This window comes from Psychrobacter sp. FME13, assembly GCF_014861395.1.
GTDB lineage: Bacteria > Pseudomonadota > Gammaproteobacteria > Pseudomonadales > Moraxellaceae > Psychrobacter.
Map to the genome: position 1 here is coordinate 1 of NZ_RRYV01000053.1, position 19710 is coordinate 19710.

Annotated in this window: 18 protein-coding genes; 6 read left to right on the forward strand and 12 right to left on the reverse strand. The window is 42.8% G+C overall.

All coding sequences use genetic code 11. From position 1 onward, the window contains the following. Positions 1 to 138: 138 nt before the first annotated feature. The 4 genes from pyrE to EI164_RS08330 form a co-directional block, all read right to left on the reverse strand. The gene (gene pyrE / locus EI164_RS08315; RefSeq protein WP_192519516.1) at positions 139 to 849 is read right to left on the reverse strand and encodes an orotate phosphoribosyltransferase; all 711 of its coding nucleotides are present in this window, start codon (positions 847 to 849) and stop codon (positions 139 to 141) included. Between the two features lie 77 nt (positions 850 to 926). Next, positions 927 to 1922 (reverse strand): hypothetical protein, encoded by a 996-nt coding sequence (locus EI164_RS08320; protein WP_192519517.1) that lies wholly within the window; start codon positions 1920 to 1922, stop codon positions 927 to 929. Positions 1923 to 2089: 167 nt separating this feature from the next. Then, on the reverse strand, positions 2090 to 2929 hold the full coding sequence (locus EI164_RS08325) for an SDR family oxidoreductase (protein WP_192519518.1): 840 nt from the start codon (positions 2927 to 2929) through the stop codon (positions 2090 to 2092). Positions 2930 to 3037: 108 nt separating this feature from the next. After that, positions 3038 to 5152, reverse strand: a complete 2115-nt coding sequence (locus tag EI164_RS08330; RefSeq protein ID WP_192519519.1) for a DUF4105 domain-containing protein — start codon at positions 5150 to 5152, stop codon at positions 3038 to 3040. Between the two features lie 279 nt (positions 5153 to 5431). Here EI164_RS08330 and ampD point away from each other — a divergent pair, with 279 nt between their 5' ends. The 3 genes from ampD to EI164_RS08345 all read left to right on the forward strand — a co-directional run bounded on the left by ampD (position 5432) and on the right by EI164_RS08345 (position 8349). Further along, positions 5432 to 6031 (forward strand): 1,6-anhydro-N-acetylmuramyl-L-alanine amidase AmpD, encoded by a 600-nt coding sequence (gene ampD, locus EI164_RS08335; protein ID WP_192519520.1) that lies wholly within the window; start codon positions 5432 to 5434, stop codon positions 6029 to 6031. A gap of 105 nt (positions 6032 to 6136) precedes the next feature. Then, the gene (gene murJ / locus EI164_RS08340) at positions 6137 to 7687 is read left to right on the forward strand and encodes a murein biosynthesis integral membrane protein MurJ (RefSeq protein ID WP_192519521.1); all 1551 of its coding nucleotides are present in this window, start codon (positions 6137 to 6139) and stop codon (positions 7685 to 7687) included. A gap of 116 nt (positions 7688 to 7803) precedes the next feature. Further along, positions 7804 to 8349 (forward strand): hypothetical protein, encoded by a 546-nt coding sequence (locus EI164_RS08345; protein WP_192519522.1) that lies wholly within the window; start codon positions 7804 to 7806, stop codon positions 8347 to 8349. A gap of 63 nt (positions 8350 to 8412) precedes the next feature. On the opposite strand, the gene EI164_RS08350 is transcribed toward EI164_RS08345, so the two are convergent. Then, entirely contained in the window at positions 8413 to 9012 is a 600-nt protein-coding gene (locus EI164_RS08350; protein WP_192519523.1) for a GNAT family N-acetyltransferase, read from the reverse strand. Positions 9013 to 9277: 265 nt separating this feature from the next. Between EI164_RS08350 and ribF the strand changes: the two genes are divergently transcribed. Beyond that, complete coding sequence (ribF, locus tag EI164_RS08355; RefSeq protein ID WP_192519524.1) at positions 9278 to 10321, forward strand: bifunctional riboflavin kinase/FAD synthetase; 1044 nt, start codon at positions 9278 to 9280, stop codon at positions 10319 to 10321. 77 nt (positions 10322 to 10398) lie between these two features. Here the strand turns inward: ribF and EI164_RS08360 are convergent, their stop codons facing one another. From EI164_RS08360 to EI164_RS08375, 4 genes are all read right to left on the reverse strand, one after another. Beyond that, positions 10399 to 10638: a DUF2789 domain-containing protein gene (locus tag EI164_RS08360; RefSeq protein WP_192519525.1), complete on the reverse strand. Its 240-nt coding sequence runs from the start codon at positions 10636 to 10638 to the stop codon at positions 10399 to 10401. 191 nt (positions 10639 to 10829) lie between these two features. After that, positions 10830 to 11819, reverse strand: a complete 990-nt coding sequence (locus tag EI164_RS08365) for a malate dehydrogenase (RefSeq protein WP_192519526.1) — start codon at positions 11817 to 11819, stop codon at positions 10830 to 10832. A 222-nt stretch (positions 11820 to 12041) separates the two neighbouring features. After that, entirely contained in the window at positions 12042 to 12881 is an 840-nt protein-coding gene (locus tag EI164_RS08370) for a hypothetical protein (protein ID WP_225739187.1), read from the reverse strand. A gap of 378 nt (positions 12882 to 13259) precedes the next feature. Continuing rightward, on the reverse strand, positions 13260 to 15392 hold the full coding sequence (locus EI164_RS08375; RefSeq protein WP_192519527.1) for a lytic transglycosylase domain-containing protein: 2133 nt from the start codon (positions 15390 to 15392) through the stop codon (positions 13260 to 13262). Positions 15393 to 15736: 344 nt separating this feature from the next. Between EI164_RS08375 and miaB the strand changes: the two genes are divergently transcribed. After that, entirely contained in the window at positions 15737 to 17230 is a 1494-nt protein-coding gene (gene miaB, locus EI164_RS08380) for a tRNA (N6-isopentenyl adenosine(37)-C2)-methylthiotransferase MiaB (protein ID WP_192519528.1), read from the forward strand. Positions 17231 to 17313: 83 nt separating this feature from the next. Here miaB and EI164_RS08385 read toward each other — a convergent pair whose 3' ends face one another. The 3 genes from EI164_RS08385 to EI164_RS08395 form a co-directional block, all read right to left on the reverse strand. Then, entirely contained in the window at positions 17314 to 17553 is a 240-nt protein-coding gene (locus EI164_RS08385; protein ID WP_225739188.1) for a hypothetical protein, read from the reverse strand. Between the two features lie 4 nt (positions 17554 to 17557). Further along, positions 17558 to 18109, reverse strand: a complete 552-nt coding sequence (locus EI164_RS08390; RefSeq protein WP_192519529.1) for a DUF6756 family protein — start codon at positions 18107 to 18109, stop codon at positions 17558 to 17560. Positions 18110 to 18182: 73 nt separating this feature from the next. Then, the gene (locus EI164_RS08395) at positions 18183 to 19397 is read right to left on the reverse strand and encodes an RtcB family protein (RefSeq protein WP_192519530.1); all 1215 of its coding nucleotides are present in this window, start codon (positions 19395 to 19397) and stop codon (positions 18183 to 18185) included. Between the two features lie 109 nt (positions 19398 to 19506). Here EI164_RS08395 and EI164_RS08400 point away from each other — a divergent pair. Further along, the coding region (locus EI164_RS08400) for a transposase (protein ID WP_318779531.1) at positions 19507 to 19710 on the forward strand (204 nt) is incomplete at its 3' end.

Sequence of the window (19710 nt, forward strand, 5' to 3'; positions counted from 1 at the left end):
CGTCTATGGGCATCTCACAACTCCATTGTATTCTTGGTCGAAAACAATAGATTAGTGAGGTGCTCTTCTTTTTTCAATCACTTTCGAAGTTGAGAGTGGGGTGTTATATTGTTAATATGAAACGAACTCAGTGCCCAACTATACGCCGTACTGCTCACGATAGTGCTGCATTTTTGCCAGCTGGGTCGCATCTTTATATTGACTATTGTCATCTGCTAAATAACTGATTAAATCATCAATATCGACAAGTGCACGTACTGGCACTTCTAATGTTGAGGCCAGCTCTTGAATGGCAGAATGATCGCTTTGGCCTTTTTCTTTACGATCAAGCGCAACGATAATACCTGCAACGCTCGCACCCGCTTGTTCTAAAATCTCAACGACTTCACGCATTGCCGTGCCAGCTGTAATGACATCATCAAGCACCCAAACCGCTTTGCCACTGACATCAGCACCTACCAAATTACCACCTTCGCCATGGGTTTTGGCCTCTTTGCGGTTATAACCCCATTTAGCATTGATACCATGATGCAACCACAATGCTTGTGCCGTTGCAGCCACAAAAGGAATGCCTTTGTACGCAGCACCAAAGATGACCAACTCTTGCACATCTGCGCCGTTATTTGCCTCAGCCACTTGCGCTGCCAATGCATCAGCATAGCCACGTGCTAATAACGATAACATCTCACCGCTAGCAAGCAAACCGGCATTAAAAAAATACGGACTGATACGACCAGACTTGAGGACAAACTCACCAAATTTGAGAGCTTGATTGTCTAAAGCCAATTGAATAAATTGATGAGAGGAGAAAGAAGGGTTTTGAGCGTTAGGTACTGAAACATTAAGCATAGAGAGGTTCCTATTGACAAAAATAAGGGCAAAAAACTGGCAGTATTGTACGCATTATTAGTCAGCTTGACCAACCATTAACTTAACCAGCCATTGATATCGTAGTCTTGCATATTGGGATAACGAGTCAGCAAACCGCTGCGTGATGAGAGGTTAAAGTAACATTGTCCGTCATGACTCACTTGTATCTCCCAGCCCAAATGATAAGCAGCAACAATAATATGTCCTGAAAAAACTCGTATCTGACGATACACATGACGCTGTGATGGCTCACAAATCACCTGACTGAGCAGGTAGCTGCGTATATGCTGACAAATTTGCGCCGCACTATAGCTGTGGTTGATGCTTTTACGCGTACTACATTGTTTTAAAACATGCAAAGCAGCACTACACGCCATGATATCAGTAGCCAGACTACCCTTGCCTGTCTCAAACTGCTGCGGCTGCAAAATCACTTGCCAATCATCTGCATAAAGACTATTTAGTAGCTCATCGGGATTATAACGTTTGGTCAATGCACGTAGCGATGCGCCGTTATTTTCGACATTAGTATTATTCAGCTCAGAATTTGATGAACTATCAACAAGTGAAAAACCATAACGCTGCAGCTTTGGATAAGCATGAAGCGCTTTCTGAATATCTGACATATCTAACAATATCATGTCAGTTAGAGGTACTAATAATGGCTGCTCGCTATGATTATGATAAAAACTGTCTGGAAACTCAGCCAAATTAGCGGCACGCAGCAGCGACAAGTGATCCCTCAAGTCTTCTGAAGCAATTAATGCCCATTTAGATAAATTGTCTTTGTTACGCTGAGAAAAACGCGCCGCATTACCGTATAACCGGCGGAGCTGACCATTAAGACGACGTGTAGGCTCTGGAATATCAGTCAAAGGCCTTGCAGGGTCAAGTGGTGATTGCTTTGGATCAAAGTTAGGGTGCACGATAGCTGGTCGCTTACTATCAGAAAAAATAGGCGATTGCTCAGCGTTGCCTTCTGCAAGCTTACCGCCTACCGCCGTCATATCAGTAGTAGCTAAGCGATTATCAGAAGTAGAAGGCTGGGTCATGAAATCTCCATAGATTACGAAATATAAAACAAATAAGGCAAATCAGGTCCAACGGTCATCTTATACCATCCACAAAATTTGGAGTAGCGAGAAACATAAGCGCTAGTACCACACATTGTCATCTAAACAAGCTTGGACACGATGATGCTTACTTTTTTGGTATAGCATTATGCTTGATGACGCAAAATATCACGGTAACCTACTTGCCAATCAGGATAATCCAGCCAAGCTAATGGAATATTGCTATGCAAGCGTTTTCCCGTAACTGCTGTTTTTTCATCGTCAATCATAGGTGATGTCTCACCTACTTGTTGACTTAACCAAACGCCTAACTCCAATGTGGTGACGGGCGCATAGTCAGTGGCTAAATAGATTGGTTGTGGCACCTCTATCGTCATTACTTTTGCAATAATATTAATCAAATCACGATCCATGATTCGGTTGCTCCAATGTGCCTCAGCCACTGGCTCTTTATGTTTCTCTTTGGCTTTACGTAGGCGCATTAAGCGTGCTCGGCCATAAATACCACTAGGACGAATAATAATGGCTTTATGACCAAATCCTTGTTGCAATGCTTGTTCCGCTTGCAATATCACTCTTGAGGCTTCACGCTCAGGAGTAAGTGGCTTAGTATCTACATCGATCCACTCGCCATCATTTTGTCCATAAACACCTGTTGAGGAGATAAAAACAACACGCGACAGATTGGGCAGCTGAGGTTCAAGCGTTGCCAAATGCTGACAAATAGCAAGGTAGCTATCGTGATAACCGCTGGCCGAATACTCATCAGGAGTCACAATAATGGCAATATGAGTGAAGTCTTGCAACTGCTGACTGGTCAAACTCAACGCATCCTCTTGCATAAACTGTACTGTGTCATCTAGCTCATAATTATACCGTTCACCACGAGCCAGTCCTGTGACATTCAAACCGTCCTGTGCAAGCTTATTGGTAACTGGCAAACCAATATCACCTTGACCTATAATCAGTAAATTTTGCTTACCCATCATATACCCCTTATTTAGCAAAACGTCTGATGATAATACCAATAGTCACACTCAAAAAATACTAGACCCTGTCCTCATTTTGAAAACCATTATAAAAGCCACTAAACTCTAAAAATAACGCCTATATGACAGCTGTATGTCTTCATTGGCATCGATACGGTCTTGCCACTCATAGTTGGCATTGATACGTAGCGCCTGTTTTTTATCGATATCGTATTGCAGACCGATTGTCGAAATCGGCTGCCAATAGTGATCTCGTACGTCAGACACGCCGCTATTGCCATGATACCAATATGGTAGTTGCAATTCAGCCTGTGCACGTAACTGATTGTTAACCTGATAACGGCAACCTGCATTCACACCTGCGCCGATACGAACGCCTTTACTAATACCGCGACCTGCCTGCGTCGTCCCTGATAAAAAAGCATAGCACAACTGCGATGGCATCTCGCCAGTACCCACATTCGGAGTTCCAAAGGCCCAAGACCAGCCCGACTCATAGCCCACACTACCTACTAGATGATCGGTACCATCCTTCTGCGAGCCATCATTGATGCGTGTCGCCTCGATACTTGCACCCCACGATTTTCCTGTCTTAGCAGAATTAACGGGATTAAAAGAACGACCGCGAATTAACGTGGCATTTTGCAAGACGATATTTTTTGGCTGATTGTCTTTATCACTGTCCGTGTCATATAGACGTAAGGTCGCAGCCAAGCCTTCTAAATTAAAAAACTGTGGATACCCTGAAGTGGAGTCTAGGGTGTCATGGAAGCCAGCTCTCACCCCAAGATCAATATAATCGTTATCACTGCGCTGCCCTATAGCAATACGGCTCAGGTTTAAGGGATGACGATCCACTGGATTATTATCCGAAACAGCGATACGCCGCTGCTGCAATGTCTGACCATCGGCTAATATACTTGAGATAGGATTGAGCTGCGCAGATTTAATCTCGTTTATAGTCTGTTCTGCACTATTATGGTAGCCCAGTTGCTTACGTTGCTGCTTGCTCTCATTAAGCTGTGATTGGCGTAAGGTACTATCTGCTGGCGTGTAAATAGTACTGGCGAGCAAGCCCTCTTTATCAAGTAACTGCACCACATCCGAGGGAACGACGGCATACTGTAATCGACTTAATAAATGCTGCTGCGGGCGCACCACATCAATTAAGCGCAACACTTCAGACGCGCAATTATCTGTGGTGAAATAATAGGGTAGCTTCAAATCTTTGGTTTCCCAAACGTGCAACATAATTTGCTGAACTTCGCTCGGTGTCAGATCCAGCTGATAGGTCCACGTATCGCGCTCATCTCCTTGTAGATAATTAGCGAGCTTTTCAGGATAAGGGTCAATCTCAATAAGGCTATCATAAGCACCGATCACTGACTTGACAGAGTATGCCGGAAAGCTATCCTCAGGATTGCCATCTACCGTATAATTCAGCGCATAAGCGTGCTGGATTTGATTGGGATCGGCCGCGCTTTCTTTTGAGTCGATACGCAGCAGAGTATGAGCAAACGCTGAGAGCGGATTGTCTAAATACTCCTGTGCGAACATGAGGGACAGCTGCTCAGGTGCAATCGTTTGCATCCACTCATCTAGCTCTGGACAATCAACTTGTAGCGCTGGGTCGTCGATATTCAAGGTATCAGTTAGCCATTGTACTCGCGCAGGAAAACGGCACAGTACCGAGTTGCTATTGTTAACAGTCATCGCTGTTTCATTTGCAAGCGCAACGAGCATGGCATCAAGTTCCGCTGCTGAATCGCTGCGACCATTTTTACTTAAGAAAAAATCAGCATCATCAACCATGCTCGTTTGTTTTTTCTTACCAATTAACTTCTTTTGATCATCAAAGAAATACAATAACCGTCGCCAAGTTGTATGCTGTGCTAGATTCTTTGTTTCTGCCTGTTTGCGCCACACAGCTAGCAACGATTGGGTATTACCGTCTTTTTTACCTAGCATCGTTTGTGTACTTTGAACGTTTGCTTCAGCACCATTATATGGTGCGTTATTGCTAGGTGCGGTATCACTATTTATTGTCGTTTGTGGCTTATCTGCCAGCTCTCCTGTGGTAACTAGCAGTTCTGGCGTTGGCAAAAAAGCTTGTGCTTGTATAGAAAATAGTAATCCAGTGATAGCAAATGACAAACAAGCTCGTTGGCAAGTTGCTGTTAAGGTACAATCAACAGATAGAAAAGCGGGCTGTTTAGACATAGGATAAAACCTCAGATGTTATTATTCATACGCCGATTGCGTGATTAAGAATTGGAAAGTAATGCCTGCTGAGTCGTCAAATCAAATAACTTAAAAAGCCATATTCGCTTTAGACCGCTTAAGCATCCACGTCACTTTTGCTATTATTTTATAAAAAAGTGATCACAATAAATCATCTATAGCACATCTATTAGGGCGTGCCTAGAACTGCCTGAGCGATCAGCAGTGCCGACTTGTGAATGATCAACACGCCTTAGTACTATTATAAAAGAGAATATCATGACCACAGCAGCATCAATGACTATCAAAGACGGCTTACTATCTGCAGCCACATGGCTTGCGTCACCAAATAAAAATATGAGACCGACAGATATCAGTATCGACACTATTGTCATTCATAATATTAGCTTGCCACCCAATGATTTTGGCGCATGTAACTCTGATGGCATACCCTATGTAAAGGCGTTGTTTACCAATCAACTGGACTGGAATGCCCATCCTTATTTTAAATCAATCGAAGGGGCGGAAGTTTCAGCGCATCTATTTATTGAGCGCGATGGAACCATTACTCAGTTTGTAAACTTTAACGAACGCGCTTGGCATGCGGGTCGATCAAGCTATTTAGGTCGACCTGAATGTAATAATTATAGCATTGGCATCGAGCTTGAAGGGTCAGATTTTATGCCTTTCACTCAAGAGCAATACGATACGCTAGCACCAGTTATCGCAGCTATATATGATGCTTACCCCAAAACACGTCGTCATGTGACAGGCCATAGCGATATCGCACCAGGCCGCAAAACCGATCCCGGTGATTTTTTTGAATGGCCAAAGCTGCGTGAGATGGTCGCCCATAGCCTAATTGATAGCAAACTCTAAGTTATATTCCACACTCAATCCATTTATCTCGATTATGAAAATGCTATAATTCGTCAATTTTTTGACACCAGTAAGTCAGCAAACAACTTAGCAAAATAGGTTCTCATGGCAAAAAGTCGGTTATTTCGTTCAACTATGGTGGTCAGCAGTATGACCATGTTGTCTCGTATTTTAGGTCTAGTACGCGATATCGTATTGTTGGGTGCCTTTGGCGCTGGTGGTTTGATGGATGCTTTTTTGGTCGCCTTTAAGATACCGAACTTTTTACGCCGGCTGTTTGCAGAAGGTGCCTTCAGTCAGGCCTTCGTCCCTGTACTATCCGAATATAAAGAAAAATATAGCCTACAGCAGGTACAGATTTTAGTTAGCCGCACATCAGGTGCACTATTAATGGCTCTGTCCATGCTGACGGTAGTGGTTATCTTAATTGCACCTTGGGTCGTAACCTTGTTTGCGCCAGGCTTTGCGGATCAACCAGATAAGTTTGCGATTACGACTGAACTGCTGCGTCTGACTTTTCCTTATTTACTGTTCATTTCTATGACCGCTTTTGCGAGTGGCATATTACAAAGCTACGGACGTTTTGCGGCACCAGCGTTTGCCCCTGTGTTATTAAACTTGTGCATGATTGGCGGTGCGCTGATTTTTGCGCCTATGTTTGATACCCCTATCATGGCGCTCGGCTATGCGGTTGCTATCGCAGGTTTGCTCCAGTTTTTGATACAACTGCCGCAGCTATGGCAACAAAAGCTACTAGTTGCACCAAAGATAGACTTTCAGCATGAAGGTGTTCGCCGTATTTTAAAGCTTATGCTACCTGCTATCTTTGGTGTCTCTGTCACGCAGATTAATTTATTGCTCAACACTGTGTTTGCGTCATTAATGATTGGCGGTTCGGTGTCTTGGCTCTATGCTGCAGAGCGTATGAGTGAGTTACCGCTAGGGTTAATCGGGGTGGCGATAGGCACGGTTATCTTGCCAAGCTTGTCGAAAAGCGAGGCTCAAAAAGACGATGTAAGTTTTAAAAAGACCCTTGATTGGGCAGCACGCTTGATTATATTGGTTGGACTTCCAGCAGCAGCTGCCTTGTTTATGCTAGCAGATGTACTTATGCAGTCCTTATTCATGCGTGGTGAATTTACTTTACAGGATTCACAGATGAGTGCGCTGGCGCTACGGAGTATGGCAGGCGGTATCTTAGGGTTTATGTTAATCAAGATATTTGCACCTGCCTTTTTTGCGCGTCAAGACACCAAAACACCGGTGAAAATCGGTATTATTTCCGTGTTTGCCAACATGATTTTTAGTATTATTTTTATCAGTATCTTTTACTTTTTAGAGATACCGCTACATGGTGGTCTAGCATTGGCGACAACTGGTGCCGCATTTGTAAATGCAGGCTTACTGTATTACTTCTTACATAAGCGTGATATCTTCCGCTTTGGTAGCCACTGGAAAAAACTGTTTGCTCAGTTTGTAATGTCTACCAGTGCCATGGTTGGTATGCTTTATGTCATGCTACCCTACTTCCCTACCAATGATGCTCAGTGGAAACGCATAGTAGCTCTACTGATTATGTGTGCAGTAGGCGCGCTGGTTTATGGTGTGGTATTACTGGCCACAGGCTTCCGTCCTCGTCAGCTAAAGCACGGATAGACAGAGATAGAGCAGGTTTTCACTTACCAAACCAAAACAAGCTTGGTATGAGAGTTGACAATATACAATGCAAATAATTGCCATAATAGACAGTTAATCAATATTGAGGCTTAACAATGACTACTAGACAGCTAACCTTCCAACGTTTGCCACTCCTACTTGCCACAGGTCTGCTGAGCACTGGGTTGCTTTTGAGCGGTTGTAGCAAGGATGTAGATGCCGAGACAACAACCGATACCACAGAAACAGCGGATACTAGTAATGACACTGATACTAACAATGAAGCTAAAAGTGAGAGCGAACAAGCAGTTGACGGGACGCCAGATGCCACTGAGCAAAAAAGCCTACTAACCAATGATACCGAAACTGGCACACCAGAAGATACGGTTAAAAAATCACTAGACAGTCTGTATTACGGCGATGCGAAAGAAGCTGCTGGATACTACAAAGTAGACATGGAAAACTTCGCAGAAGAGCTCGCCAAGACCCAATACTCTTTCCAACAAACCGTCGATAGTGTCACCATCATTGATACTCAATACAATGATGATAAAACACGTGCTACCATCACTGGCGAGATATTGTTAAAAGGACAGAGTGAGCCGGCACCCTTGAGCTATGAGTTACAGAAAATAGAAGGACAATGGAAAATTTTAGGGTAAAGCACCACAGTGCCCGTCATTGATAAAATACTATCAATCTACTGTGGCGTTATCTCAGAAGTTTCAGTCTGACGACACAGCCTTACCTAGCATAACCACATCGGCTATAAAGCCCTCCATATCACAAACCTTTGGCATATAACCCCATTGCTCAAAACCAAGCTTACGGAATAGCCCTAAGCTTGGCTGATTATGGGCAAAAATAAGTGCAATGATGTTATGAATATCTAAATCTGCTGCTTGTGTGAGCATCCAGCGTGTCAATGAGCTGCCCAGTCCTTTTCCATGAAAGTCTTGATGCAAATAAATACTAATCTCAGTGCTAATATGGTAAGCCGTACGTGCATAAAGATCACTAAAACTGCCCCATGCCACTATCGGCGAACTCTCAGTCAGGTCATTACTTTCGCCAGTTTTGGTCACTGATCGAACGACATAAATAGGTCGTGTGGCACTATTTATATGTTCGTTAAACCAATCTTCACGTTCTGCACAGGTCACTGTTGCCAGATCAGCTGTTGCTTGTTTACCCGCAATACTCTGATTATAAATCGCCAAAATCTCTGGCAAGTCTTTTTCACTTGCACGCTGTACCGTAAATTTGTCAGTGAGGTTGTATTTAAGCAAGAGAGACGGCACAGCATCGAAGTCAACATCAGACATAAGGGCTCCATATTTATTTGATAGCATGACAGATAAAGGTTTTTAATGGTTTATTTCTAACGATAGCCATCAAAGAAAAGCAAGTATAAACCACCACATTCTTTTAAAATTATGGAACTGACAACGTTATACTTAAATTATGAGTAGACTATAGGATGTTAGTATAGCCATTTTACTTTATAATGACTGATTTTAGACACATCGATTTTTAGTATGGTGTGTTTTTCTTTTTTTATCGGGTCTTATCTATCATAGCTGAAAATTTATGAACACCTATTTTCTTGAGCAACTGATTGCATCGCCAAATATTTTGCCTGCAAATATTAGCCCAGTAGACCTAGCACCCTGTGTGTTGACTATCGGTAACTTTGATGGCGTCCATTTAGGACATCAAGCGATGCTTGCACAAGTCCAAAAAATCGCACAGACAAAAAACCTTGGCTCTGCTGTCATGATATTTGAGCCACAACCTCGTGAATTTTTTGCGCCAGACAAAGCACCTGCACGTTTGACCACTCTCGCTGAAAAACAAGCATTGCTAGCAGAATACGGTGTAGAAACTTTGATAGTGGCAGGATTCGATACAGAATTTCGCTCGCTATCAGCACAAGCCTTTGCAGACATTTTGGCACTGCGTCTAAACGTACAAGCATTAGTGTTGGGCGATGACTTTAAGTTTGGTCATGACCGTACAGGTGATAGCCAGTTTTTACGCAACTATGGCTTAGATGTGACTAATTTACATACGATCACTGACAGTAGTGATGAAGCGGCTCGCATTAGCTCAACTCGTGTGCGTGATTTATTGTTGGCAGGTGATATTCAAGCAGCCAACCGACTACTTGGTCGTGAATATGCAATTACAGGAGTGGTTGTCCGCGGTGATCAGATAGGTCGAACGATAGACTTCCCTACCGCAAATATTGATTTGCAGCGAATAAAGCCTGCTTTACATGGTATTTTTGCAGTCGATGTGGTGAGTCTTGATAATGATGGTAATGTAATAGCGGATGGCTTGACGTTATCTGCCATTAATGGTCAAACGGGTATAGCAGGATTGCGTGCTAATAGTTTATTTGGTACAGCCAATATAGGCACTAGACCCTCTGTAGATAAAAAGCAGAATTGGCGCTTAGAGGTTCATTTCCCAGAGCTACAAGCGGATTTATATGGCTTAACTTTACAAGTCCGATTTTTGCATTACCTGCATGGTGAACGCCGTTATGATGGCTTAGAGGCATTGAAGACTGGTATTCATAATGATGTAAGAGAATTGATCGAGTGGCGAGCCAATCAACCAACTCATTAGAGCAAATATCTACAGCATAAAAAAACCCACAACATAAATATTTGTGGGTTTTTCATAAGATACGATTGCTTTCTTAGCTAGGCATCTGGATGCATACGTACATTTAGCTCATCAATAACTTCTACCCATTCCGCATCTTTTTGCCATTCTTCTTGCAAAAACATACGCTGAGTATCAGTCCAAACACTAGATTCTATCAATTTCTCGTTTTTTGGCAATTGATGCTTTTCGATAAAACTATTAATTGCTTCATCTGAGCTATCAAGTCCTAACTGTTCAAACAACTCATTCATAGTGTATTCAGGTTCGCCTAACATTGTTATTCTCCTTTTTAGTTATCAGTATAAACTCTGGTTTATATTTTGGCTTAACACCTTTATTGTAGCAAGTGGTTTTTCAAACACTGTTATCCAATGTTAATGCTTATGTTAATGTTGTTAAACCATAAAAAAGCCCTCACATTTAAGAGGGCTTTTTTAACTAAAAACGAATAATGCTAGATACTAACTTATGGTAGTAAGTGTGCTACTGCATCACGCTCTTCGCTAAGCTCTTGCTCAGTGACAGCCATTTTCTCTTTTGAGAAATCAGATGACACATCAACGCCGTCTACGATAGACCAGTCGCCGTTCACACAAGTGCATGGGAATGAGTAAATTAAACCTTCAGAGATACCGTATTCACCGTTTGAGTAAACACCCATTGATACCCAATCGTTTTCATCAGTACCAAGTGCCCACGTACGCATGTGTGCGATAGCAGCGTTAGCTGCAGATGCAGCAGATGATGCACCACGTGCTTTAATGATTGCCGCACCGCGTTGTTGTACTTCTGGGATATAAGTACCTTCGTACCAAGTACGATCAACCAAGTCTAATGCTGGTTTGCCATTAACAGTGCAAGCGGTTAGATCAGGATACTGAGTTGATGAATGGTTACCCCAGATGATCATGTTTTTCACGTCATTTACAGTGCTGTCAGTTTTGCCAGCCAACTGTGCCATAGCACGGTTGTGGTCCAAACGAGTCATTGCTGTAAAGTTACGTGGATCAAGATCTGGTGCATTACGTTGAGCGATTAGCGCGTTTGTGTTGGCAGGGTTACCTACAACCAATACTTTAACATCACGGCTTGCTACGTCGTTTAATGCTTTACCTTGCGCTGAGAAAATTGCAGCGTTGGCTTCTAGCAAATCTTTACGTTCCATACCTGGGCCACGAGGGCGAGCACCAACTAACAAAGCGTAATCGATATCTTTGAATGCAACGTTTGCATCATCAGTTTGAACGATGCCCGCTAATAATGGGAATGCACAGTCTTCTAATTCCATAACCACACCCTTTAGGGCGTCAAGTGCTGGAGTGATTTCAAGCAACTGCAAAATAACTGGCTGATCTTTACCTAGCATTTCACCAGAGGCAATACGGAATAGCATCGCATAACTGATGTTACCAGCGGCACCGGTAACGGCAACACGTAAAGGCTGTTTCATTGACATTGAATACTCCCTATTTGATTATTAGATAACTCATGATTCTAATTGATAGTTGTAATTAGTGATTATCATTTTAGATATCGACTTGTTTGCTGCTGATGCTTAATAGCAGCTATAAACCGAGAGCTAGTGTAGCACTTCGTTTACTGAATCGTCTAGCAGCAATATCCACCTTACTCAGCACTATATTGTTACATTTTATACAAATGAATTTATTAAAAATACTCAGCGACCACCTGAAATAATAAATTTACTGCCACAACTATCTACCATGTTATGACAACGACCAAAATCAGCACCGTCATAACAAACATCAATCTCAGTTAATATGGACTGTTTTCGGCTACCTGCTTGACAAATAAGATCAACACTAGCCGATGACATGCCTTTATTAAGGCGTGTCATTTGACTGAGAAATCGCGACTTAGAAACCGTATAACTGTTGCCAGTATTGAGCTCATTCGGTAACTTCAATGCGCCAGCATAGTTAGTGATCTGCCGAAAATAGCTACTAGCACTGAGTGGGCTACACACACCAAACCGCTGCCATACTTGGCTGCGTACAGTGGTGTCAGGCATGATGCGGTTAACAACCTTTAACTGCAATGGTGTCAAACGAGGCTCGCTACCACGACCACAACGCTCACCATACCCCATGTCCAAGCCCGCTACGGTTAATGAGTAGCCTTCAAGACATTGACGCATACGGGCACGTGTTGGCTGCAGGCTACATAATGCTGGTGTCATTTCAATCATCAATACACGCTGCCCACTTTTAGTAGTACTGGCAGCATGGGCTGGTATCAGCACAATACCTTGCAATATCAACAATGCGCCAATGCTTACTGTAGTATTAAGTGTGCCAAAAGTTTTTTTGCCTACTAGGCTGGTATGATATTTATGCAAATTTTTGATGGATTGAATCGATGAATGGATCTTTAACTGACTTAGATATGGCAGCCGTTTAGATAGCGAGTGCATCTGCATCTGAGTAGATGAGTGAGGCCTAACTTTCGATAGCAGATACAGATTGAGATATTTTTTGATCATAAGGGCTGAAGACATCTAGCAGTGATAAAACATGGGCTATCGCTTAGGAGCCAGTATTTGGAACACAAACACTCGTAATACTAAGCATAGAGCTAACAAAGAACATAAATAACGGTTTATAAACATCAATAGAAAACACTGATTAAAGCCATGTTAACAAAACGTTTTTTTTAATCTATAGCAAAAACGTAAACATAAGCTAAGTTCCACTCCTACAGTCAAGAAATAACTTAGCTTAAACTAAAAAGACTGAGCCCTGTGCAATACAGAACCCAGTCCTTGAAGTAAATGTACACTGCCTAAGATTTTGAGGTCATCTCATCGCTCGTTCATGGTTTTTTACACATACAGCGTAATTAAATATTAAAGCCGCTCTCTATCAGTACAAACTTCTTAAAATGCAGCAGGCACCGTACCCATACGCTGACTAATCGGCTTACTACGACCTAACAAGTTGCTATAGATCGTTGCATTTTCCATCACGTGCTTCACATAGTTGCGCGTTTCAGGAAAGGCAATCGACTCAACGTATTGATCAGCTGCGAGCGAGCCATAAACTGGTTGCCAACGTTTGGCATTATTAGGTCCAGCATTATAACCTGCGGTGGCTACGACAGGCTGACGATTCAATTTACCTAAGATATCACCCATATACCATGTACCATAACGAATATTGGTATCACCACTATTGGCACGACTGGCACGACTGGCACTATACGTCTCGCCTAAGTTGCGAGCAATATATTTTGCGGTAGCGGGCATGACCTGCATCAAGCCACTAGCGCCAACGTTTGAGCGAGCAGAGGTTACAAAGCGACTCTCTTGACGCATAATGCCATAAGCCCACTCTGGATCAATACCTGCTGATTGGCTGTAACGAACCACGGCATCTTGGTGCGGCATCGGATGCGATAGCGCTAAACTATCCACTTTATCGGTATTATCAATCGCATAAATTGCACGATCAAGCCAGCCCATATCGTAAGCTTGACGAGCAGCAGCAATAATTAAATTTTCATCACGGTTGTCACGTGCCACTTTTACCGCCCAATTCCACTCACGATTTGCATAACCACGACTAGCATCGGAGTTATATAACGCAAAAGCACGAGCAAAGTTAGCATCTTGCATAACACGTGCACGATCTGAATTACTGACGTTTGGTAAGTTTTGACCACCCAACTTACTAGCATCAAAACGCTGACCAACTTTATCTTTTGCCATTAAACCATAGTAGTCGTTGCTTTTTGCTAGATTTTGATACATCTTCTTCGCGGTATTACGTTTATTAGCATCACTTGATTGCTCATACGCACGGGCTACCCAATATTGCCACTGATTGCTTTTTTGAGTATCGCTATCCATTTTGGAGATGGCTTCGACCACATCATCCCAGCGACTGAAGCGAATGGCTGCCATGGCATAATCTTCGGCTTCTTCAAAATTAAAATCGTTATCTAAGCTATTGCGAAACCAGTCAACCGCCTCGACATTAAAGCCATCATCGGTATTGTGGTTCATACGCTGCACGCCAATGATACGATAGGCATAACGACGGGTATCATCATTCAACAGTTTGGTCGAACGTTGATTGTCTTGCTTGATATCAAACTCTAACTGTAGTGCCGCCTCACGATACGACTTATCAGCAACACGACCTAACGCATACATATAGAGATACTGATTGATCTGACTGGCAGGCTCTCTAGCAAAGCTGCTAAAGAAAGAAGATGGATTTAGCTGAATCTCACTCAATGCAGAATAAGCAATTGGTGTGCCAAGACGTGAGGATAACGCCATGATGTCACCTGTCTTCCCTTTACGCAGCATGCGTTTTAGGCGAGAAACACGATCCTGATCGCTGATTAATGCGTTATTATTCATCTCCATCGCGAGCTGATCGCACAAAGCGGGCTGTTTTTTTGTCGTCAGCCAGACATCGGACTTCGCTGCCATCGCACGCATGGTATCACCGCCATTATTGAACCCAAGGGCAACTGCGCAGCGCTCGCTCGCATCCGCATTGGTAATCAAATTCGCCACTTGGCGTACTGAGGCATAATCGTTAGAGGCAGCCTTGGTCTCAGCAAAATCAGCAACCAATTTTTCTGCCATAACCGTATTAGGGTATTTACGAACAAACTGTGAAACGGCCGCCGCACTTTGCGTATTTAGATCCAAATTCATACGCCAATATGTCGGATACATGGCAAACAAACCGCCACTCATTGACTGTTCATATTTATAAAGTGCGCTAACATCACCTCGCTCAGCTGCAATTGCTGCCGCTGTGAAGGAATCCGCACCACTGTTTGGTTGATAGTTATTTTCTTGCTGGTAACGCTCATTATCACCCCAGGTCAGCTCTGCACAAGCGACTTGTGATAATCCTAGCGCACTCGCTGCCGTTGCCAAACTTAGTACACTCACTCGTCTCAGCCTACCTGCTTTAAAGTACTTTGAAGTAGGCTTTTGACTGGTTAACTCTCTATCCTTGGTGCTATGAGCAACGCGCAACTTTGTCATATTGACTCTCTTTATTAACTCTCTAAAACTATATGAACAGCGGTTTATAACATACCGCTAAAGGGGGTTATTTATCATACTATACTCGTTGCACTTTCAACCATTACCTTTACTTTTGTTAATAAATAGGACAGCACGGTGTAACATAGGAATGGTGTTGCTTGAGCATTTTGCCAATTGTACTACTAATTTTAGTAAGCAATTGATACTGTTATAAATAATTAATAATAACTACCACTAAGCGCCGACGCTAATTTTTCACATTGGCAGAGGGTTGTGATAAAATACGCCACCTGTTAATCGGCTACCCTGCTATATTTTTAGTCAATCATGGACTTATCCTTATGAGTGTTACTGTATTCAATCCCCGCATCAATGACGCTGCCGTTGCCAAAACAACTGCTGCTGCGCCTGCTGTCACTGCACTCAAAGAAGCAAGTTCAGCCCAATCGCCAGTCGATAAGCCAGCAACCAAAAAAGTCTTTGTGACCACACAAGGCTGTCAGATGAATGTCTATGATTCTGATAAAATGCTCGATGTACTCGGCGACTCACATGGTATGGAAGTCACGCATGATATTGATGAAGCCGATGTATTGTTAATGAATACCTGCTCCATTCGTGAAAAAGCACAAGAAAAAGTGTTTTCAGAATTGGGTCGCTGGCGCAAATTAAAAGAAAAACGCCCAGACTTAGTCATTGGTGTGGGTGGCTGTGTGGCATCACAAGAAGGCGATAATATTCAAAAACGCGCGCCATATGTCGACATGGTATTTGGTCCACAGACATTACACCGTCTACCAGAGCTATATGATCAATCAAACGAACAACGCGATATTGCCCCAAAAAACCGTATCGGCACGATTGATATCTCGTTCCCAAGTATCGAGAAGTTTGATTTCTTACCTGAGCCAAGGGTAGAAGGATTTAAAGCTTTCGTTTCTATCATGGAAGGCTGCTCAAAGTATTGCTCATTTTGCGTGGTGCCTTACACCCGCGGTGAAGAGTTGTCGCGTCCACTTGACGATGTATTAGCAGAAATCGATAACTTAGCAGCGCAAGGTGTGCGTGAAATCAATCTATTGGGTCAAAACGTAAACGGTTACCGCGGTGAAAAAGATGACGGCAGCATTTGCCGCTTCGCTGAGCTGTTGCATTATGTGTCGCATGTCGACGGTGTGGAGCGTATTCGCTATACCACCAGTCATCCGCTAGAGTTTACGGATGACATCATTGATGCTTATGCACAACTGCCAGAACTGGTATCGCACCTACATCTACCTGTACAAAGTGGCTCCAATGCTATCTTGGCTGCGATGAAACGCAACCATACGATCGACGTTTATATCAATCAGATTAATAAGCTTAAAGCCATTCGCCCAGATATTCACTTGTCGAGCGACTTTATCATTGGCTTCCCTGGCGAGACAGATCAAGACTTCCAAGACACATTAAACTTAGCAAAAGAATTGAACTTCGATCACTCGTATAGCTTTATCTACTCTAAGCGTCCAGGCACGCCAGCGTCTGAGTTGCCAGATGATGTGAGTTTCACCACTAAAAAAGCACGCTTGGCGGAGTTCCAAAAAGTCATTATTGATTCGACTCTAGCAAAAACCCATGAAATGGTCGGCACTACGACACGCGTATTGGTTGAACAAATCGCCAATCGCCACCCTGACTGCTTAATCGGAACGGCAGATAATACTCGTACGGTGATGTTCCCTCATGATGTTGAGCAAATGGATGAGATGTTGGGTAAGCTCGTCAGCGTACGTATTACTGATTTCGTCAGCCCGCATATGGTCAAAGGTGAGTTAATTGAAGTATTGGCGTAACGGTTAAATTATAAATTTGAGTAAGAATAAAAAAGCCGTTCACTATAATAGCGAACGGCTTTTTTGTGCGTGAATTTTGACTGTTATTGTTCAGCCAACCAATCCGTCTGACGCAAACGCTGCTTGGTCTCACGGCGACGTTTTTTGCGGACGATATCGATATCCTCCTTTTCGTGAATACCGCCTTTTCTTAATAGTGGATCCAATGCCAAATAGTTGCGCGGCTTGACTGTGCCTAGCGACTGCTGAACGCCTGCGTCAGCTTGTTGCTCTAACTGCCGTTCGATTTGTTTGGCCTTTTTTAATGTTTGTTTTAAGCTCATTATCTTATCCTTTATTCTTTGCTATATCTTCTATAGCCTTTAATTTTTGTGGCATACCTTTACCTGTAGCCATCAAAACGTCATGGTGATTGCTACAAACGAGCCAGTCATACTTTTTAGAAACAAAATAGCACTCGTCAAAGAAACAGGTTTCATCGAGTATTTTTATTATTGCCTCAATTTTGCCCTCGTAAAACCAGATTTTAGAACGTTCCTTAAACGTTCCTGTTATAGCAAACCAGATACTCTCATTGGGCTTAATCAAACGTAACAGATAACTCTTGAGAGAGTCTTTGACTTCCATTGAATACGTTTCTTGTATCAAGTTTTGCCATAACCAAACTGAACGGCTTTTACCATTTTCAATTTTGCAAAAGGTTTGATAAATCCGCTCTTCTATACCTTTATAATCATCGTAAGGGGTGAGAACTCGAAAAGATTTATCCGTTAGATTCAACTCTGTTTTCAAGCGCATCATCTCTGCTCGTATATCAGCCCACTCTTTTGATTGAGATCTTTTTTTACCATTTTTATTGATATAAGGATAATTTCTCATAATTATCTCCTCAATTTGATCTTGTCTTATGGCTGCTAACCGTCAAAACAAGATCAAGTTTTATATAAAAAATCTAACCCTTAATACACATGACTTGCTTCAGCGTATGTACCACTTCGACCAAATCAGCTTGATTGGCCATCACTTCATCAATGTCTTTATAAGCGCCAGGTATTTCATCGATCACACCTTCGTCTTTACGACACTCGACGCCGTCAGTCTGTGACTTTAGCTCATCGATAGTAAATGCTCGTACAGCCTTGCCACGGCTCATTTGGCGACCTGCGCCATGTGAGCATGAGCAAAACGACTCAGTCGCGCCAAGACCACGTACGATAAAAGACTTTGCACCCATGGAACCTGGGATAATACCAAGCTCACCATCATAAGCACTGATCGCCCCTTTACGGGTCACATAGACCTGTTCGCCAAAATGCACTTCTTCATTGACATAATTATGATGACAATTGATGGCTTCTTTGGTCAGCTGAAACCGTGGTAACCCCGCTTGTGGCGACTGTAATGCCTTAATCACTAAGCGCATCATCTCACGGCGGTTCTCTAGCGCATAATCCTGTGCCCAGCCCACCGCTTCGACATAATCAGCAAAGCTATCAGACCCTTCAGCAAAGTAAGCCAAATCACGATCAGGCACATGACCAAAACGCGATTGACGCTCTTTTTTTGCCAGATTGATAAAATAGCGACCGATACAGTTACCAATACCGCGACTGCCCGAATGTAGCATTACCCAGACATCTTTGTTTTCATCCAAACACAGCTCAATGAAATGATTGCCACCGCCTAATGTGCCCAGCTGCTTTGCCCACGTACGCTCAAAACCTTTGAGCATCTTTAGCAAGCCCGGATGCTTGTCAGTAATTGGCTTTAGACGCCTTCCTAACGGATCAAGCGTTGAGTTCTTGGCTTGAATTTGTTTGTGCATATTAAAACCGACTGGCACTTGCTGCTCCACTATCAACCGCAATGATTTCAAGCTATCAGGCAGATCACTTGCCGTCAGGGACAAGCGTACTGCGTTCATACCACAGCCGATATCGACACCGACCGCAGCAGGAATAATTGCCGACTTGGTCGGAATCACGCTGCCGACTGTGGCGCCTTTACCAACGTGTACATCAGGCATCACCGCAATATGCGAGTGTACAAACTCCAGCTGAGCCAAATTGCGTAGTTGCTGCATCGCCCCTTGCTCAACATCCGAGGTGTAAATCTTGACTGGTACGCCGTGTTTACGGTTTTCATTTAATACTAATTGAATGCTCATAGTTTTTTATTTCCATTTTATTTTTTTTATAACCATATAGTATTTTTTTGACTATTATTATTTTTAGACATTACTTATAGTCAATCCTACTTAAAAATGTTATAAAATAATTAACAAATTCAATTGTTATTATAAAGACCATGACTTACTCACTAGATTTCCGCAAACAAGTAACAGCAGCATATTCTACAACTGGTGCAAACAAACCCTAATCCCAAGTCTTAAAACCAAATGCGTGATTGTGATGGATAACGCCAAATTTCATAAGAGCAAACGCATTCAAAAGCTACTAAACAGGCACGGGCATCGTATT

Bases quoted from the DNA above. Each gene is read 5' to 3' on its own strand.
- pyrE (WP_192519516.1), bottom strand. From the start codon at position 849: ATGCTTAATGTTTCAGTACCTAACGCTCAAAACCCTTCTTTCTCCTCT.
- EI164_RS08320 (WP_192519517.1), bottom strand. From the start codon at position 1,922: ATGACCCAGCCTTCTACTTCTGATAATCGCTTAGCTACTACTGATATG.
- EI164_RS08325 (WP_192519518.1), bottom strand. From the start codon at position 2,929: ATGGGTAAGCAAAATTTACTGATTATAGGTCAAGGTGATATTGGTTTG.
- EI164_RS08330 (WP_192519519.1), bottom strand. From the start codon at position 5,152: ATGTCTAAACAGCCCGCTTTTCTATCTGTTGATTGTACCTTAACAGCA.
- ampD (WP_192519520.1), top strand. From the start codon at position 5,432: ATGACCACAGCAGCATCAATGACTATCAAAGACGGCTTACTATCTGCA.
- murJ (WP_192519521.1), top strand. From the start codon at position 6,137: ATGGCAAAAAGTCGGTTATTTCGTTCAACTATGGTGGTCAGCAGTATG.
- EI164_RS08345 (WP_192519522.1), top strand. From the start codon at position 7,804: ATGACTACTAGACAGCTAACCTTCCAACGTTTGCCACTCCTACTTGCC.
- EI164_RS08350 (WP_192519523.1), bottom strand. From the start codon at position 9,012: ATGTCTGATGTTGACTTCGATGCTGTGCCGTCTCTCTTGCTTAAATAC.
- ribF (WP_192519524.1), top strand. From the start codon at position 9,278: ATGAACACCTATTTTCTTGAGCAACTGATTGCATCGCCAAATATTTTG.
- EI164_RS08360 (WP_192519525.1), bottom strand. From the start codon at position 10,638: ATGTTAGGCGAACCTGAATACACTATGAATGAGTTGTTTGAACAGTTA.
- EI164_RS08365 (WP_192519526.1), bottom strand. From the start codon at position 11,819: ATGTCAATGAAACAGCCTTTACGTGTTGCCGTTACCGGTGCCGCTGGT.
- EI164_RS08370 (WP_225739187.1), bottom strand. From the start codon at position 12,881: ATGTCTTCAGCCCTTATGATCAAAAAATATCTCAATCTGTATCTGCTA.
- EI164_RS08375 (WP_192519527.1), bottom strand. From the start codon at position 15,392: ATGACAAAGTTGCGCGTTGCTCATAGCACCAAGGATAGAGAGTTAACC.
- miaB (WP_192519528.1), top strand. From the start codon at position 15,737: ATGAGTGTTACTGTATTCAATCCCCGCATCAATGACGCTGCCGTTGCC.
- EI164_RS08385 (WP_225739188.1), bottom strand. From the start codon at position 17,553: ATGAGCTTAAAACAAACATTAAAAAAGGCCAAACAAATCGAACGGCAG.
- EI164_RS08390 (WP_192519529.1), bottom strand. From the start codon at position 18,109: ATGAGAAATTATCCTTATATCAATAAAAATGGTAAAAAAAGATCTCAA.
- EI164_RS08395 (WP_192519530.1), bottom strand. From the start codon at position 19,397: ATGAGCATTCAATTAGTATTAAATGAAAACCGTAAACACGGCGTACCA.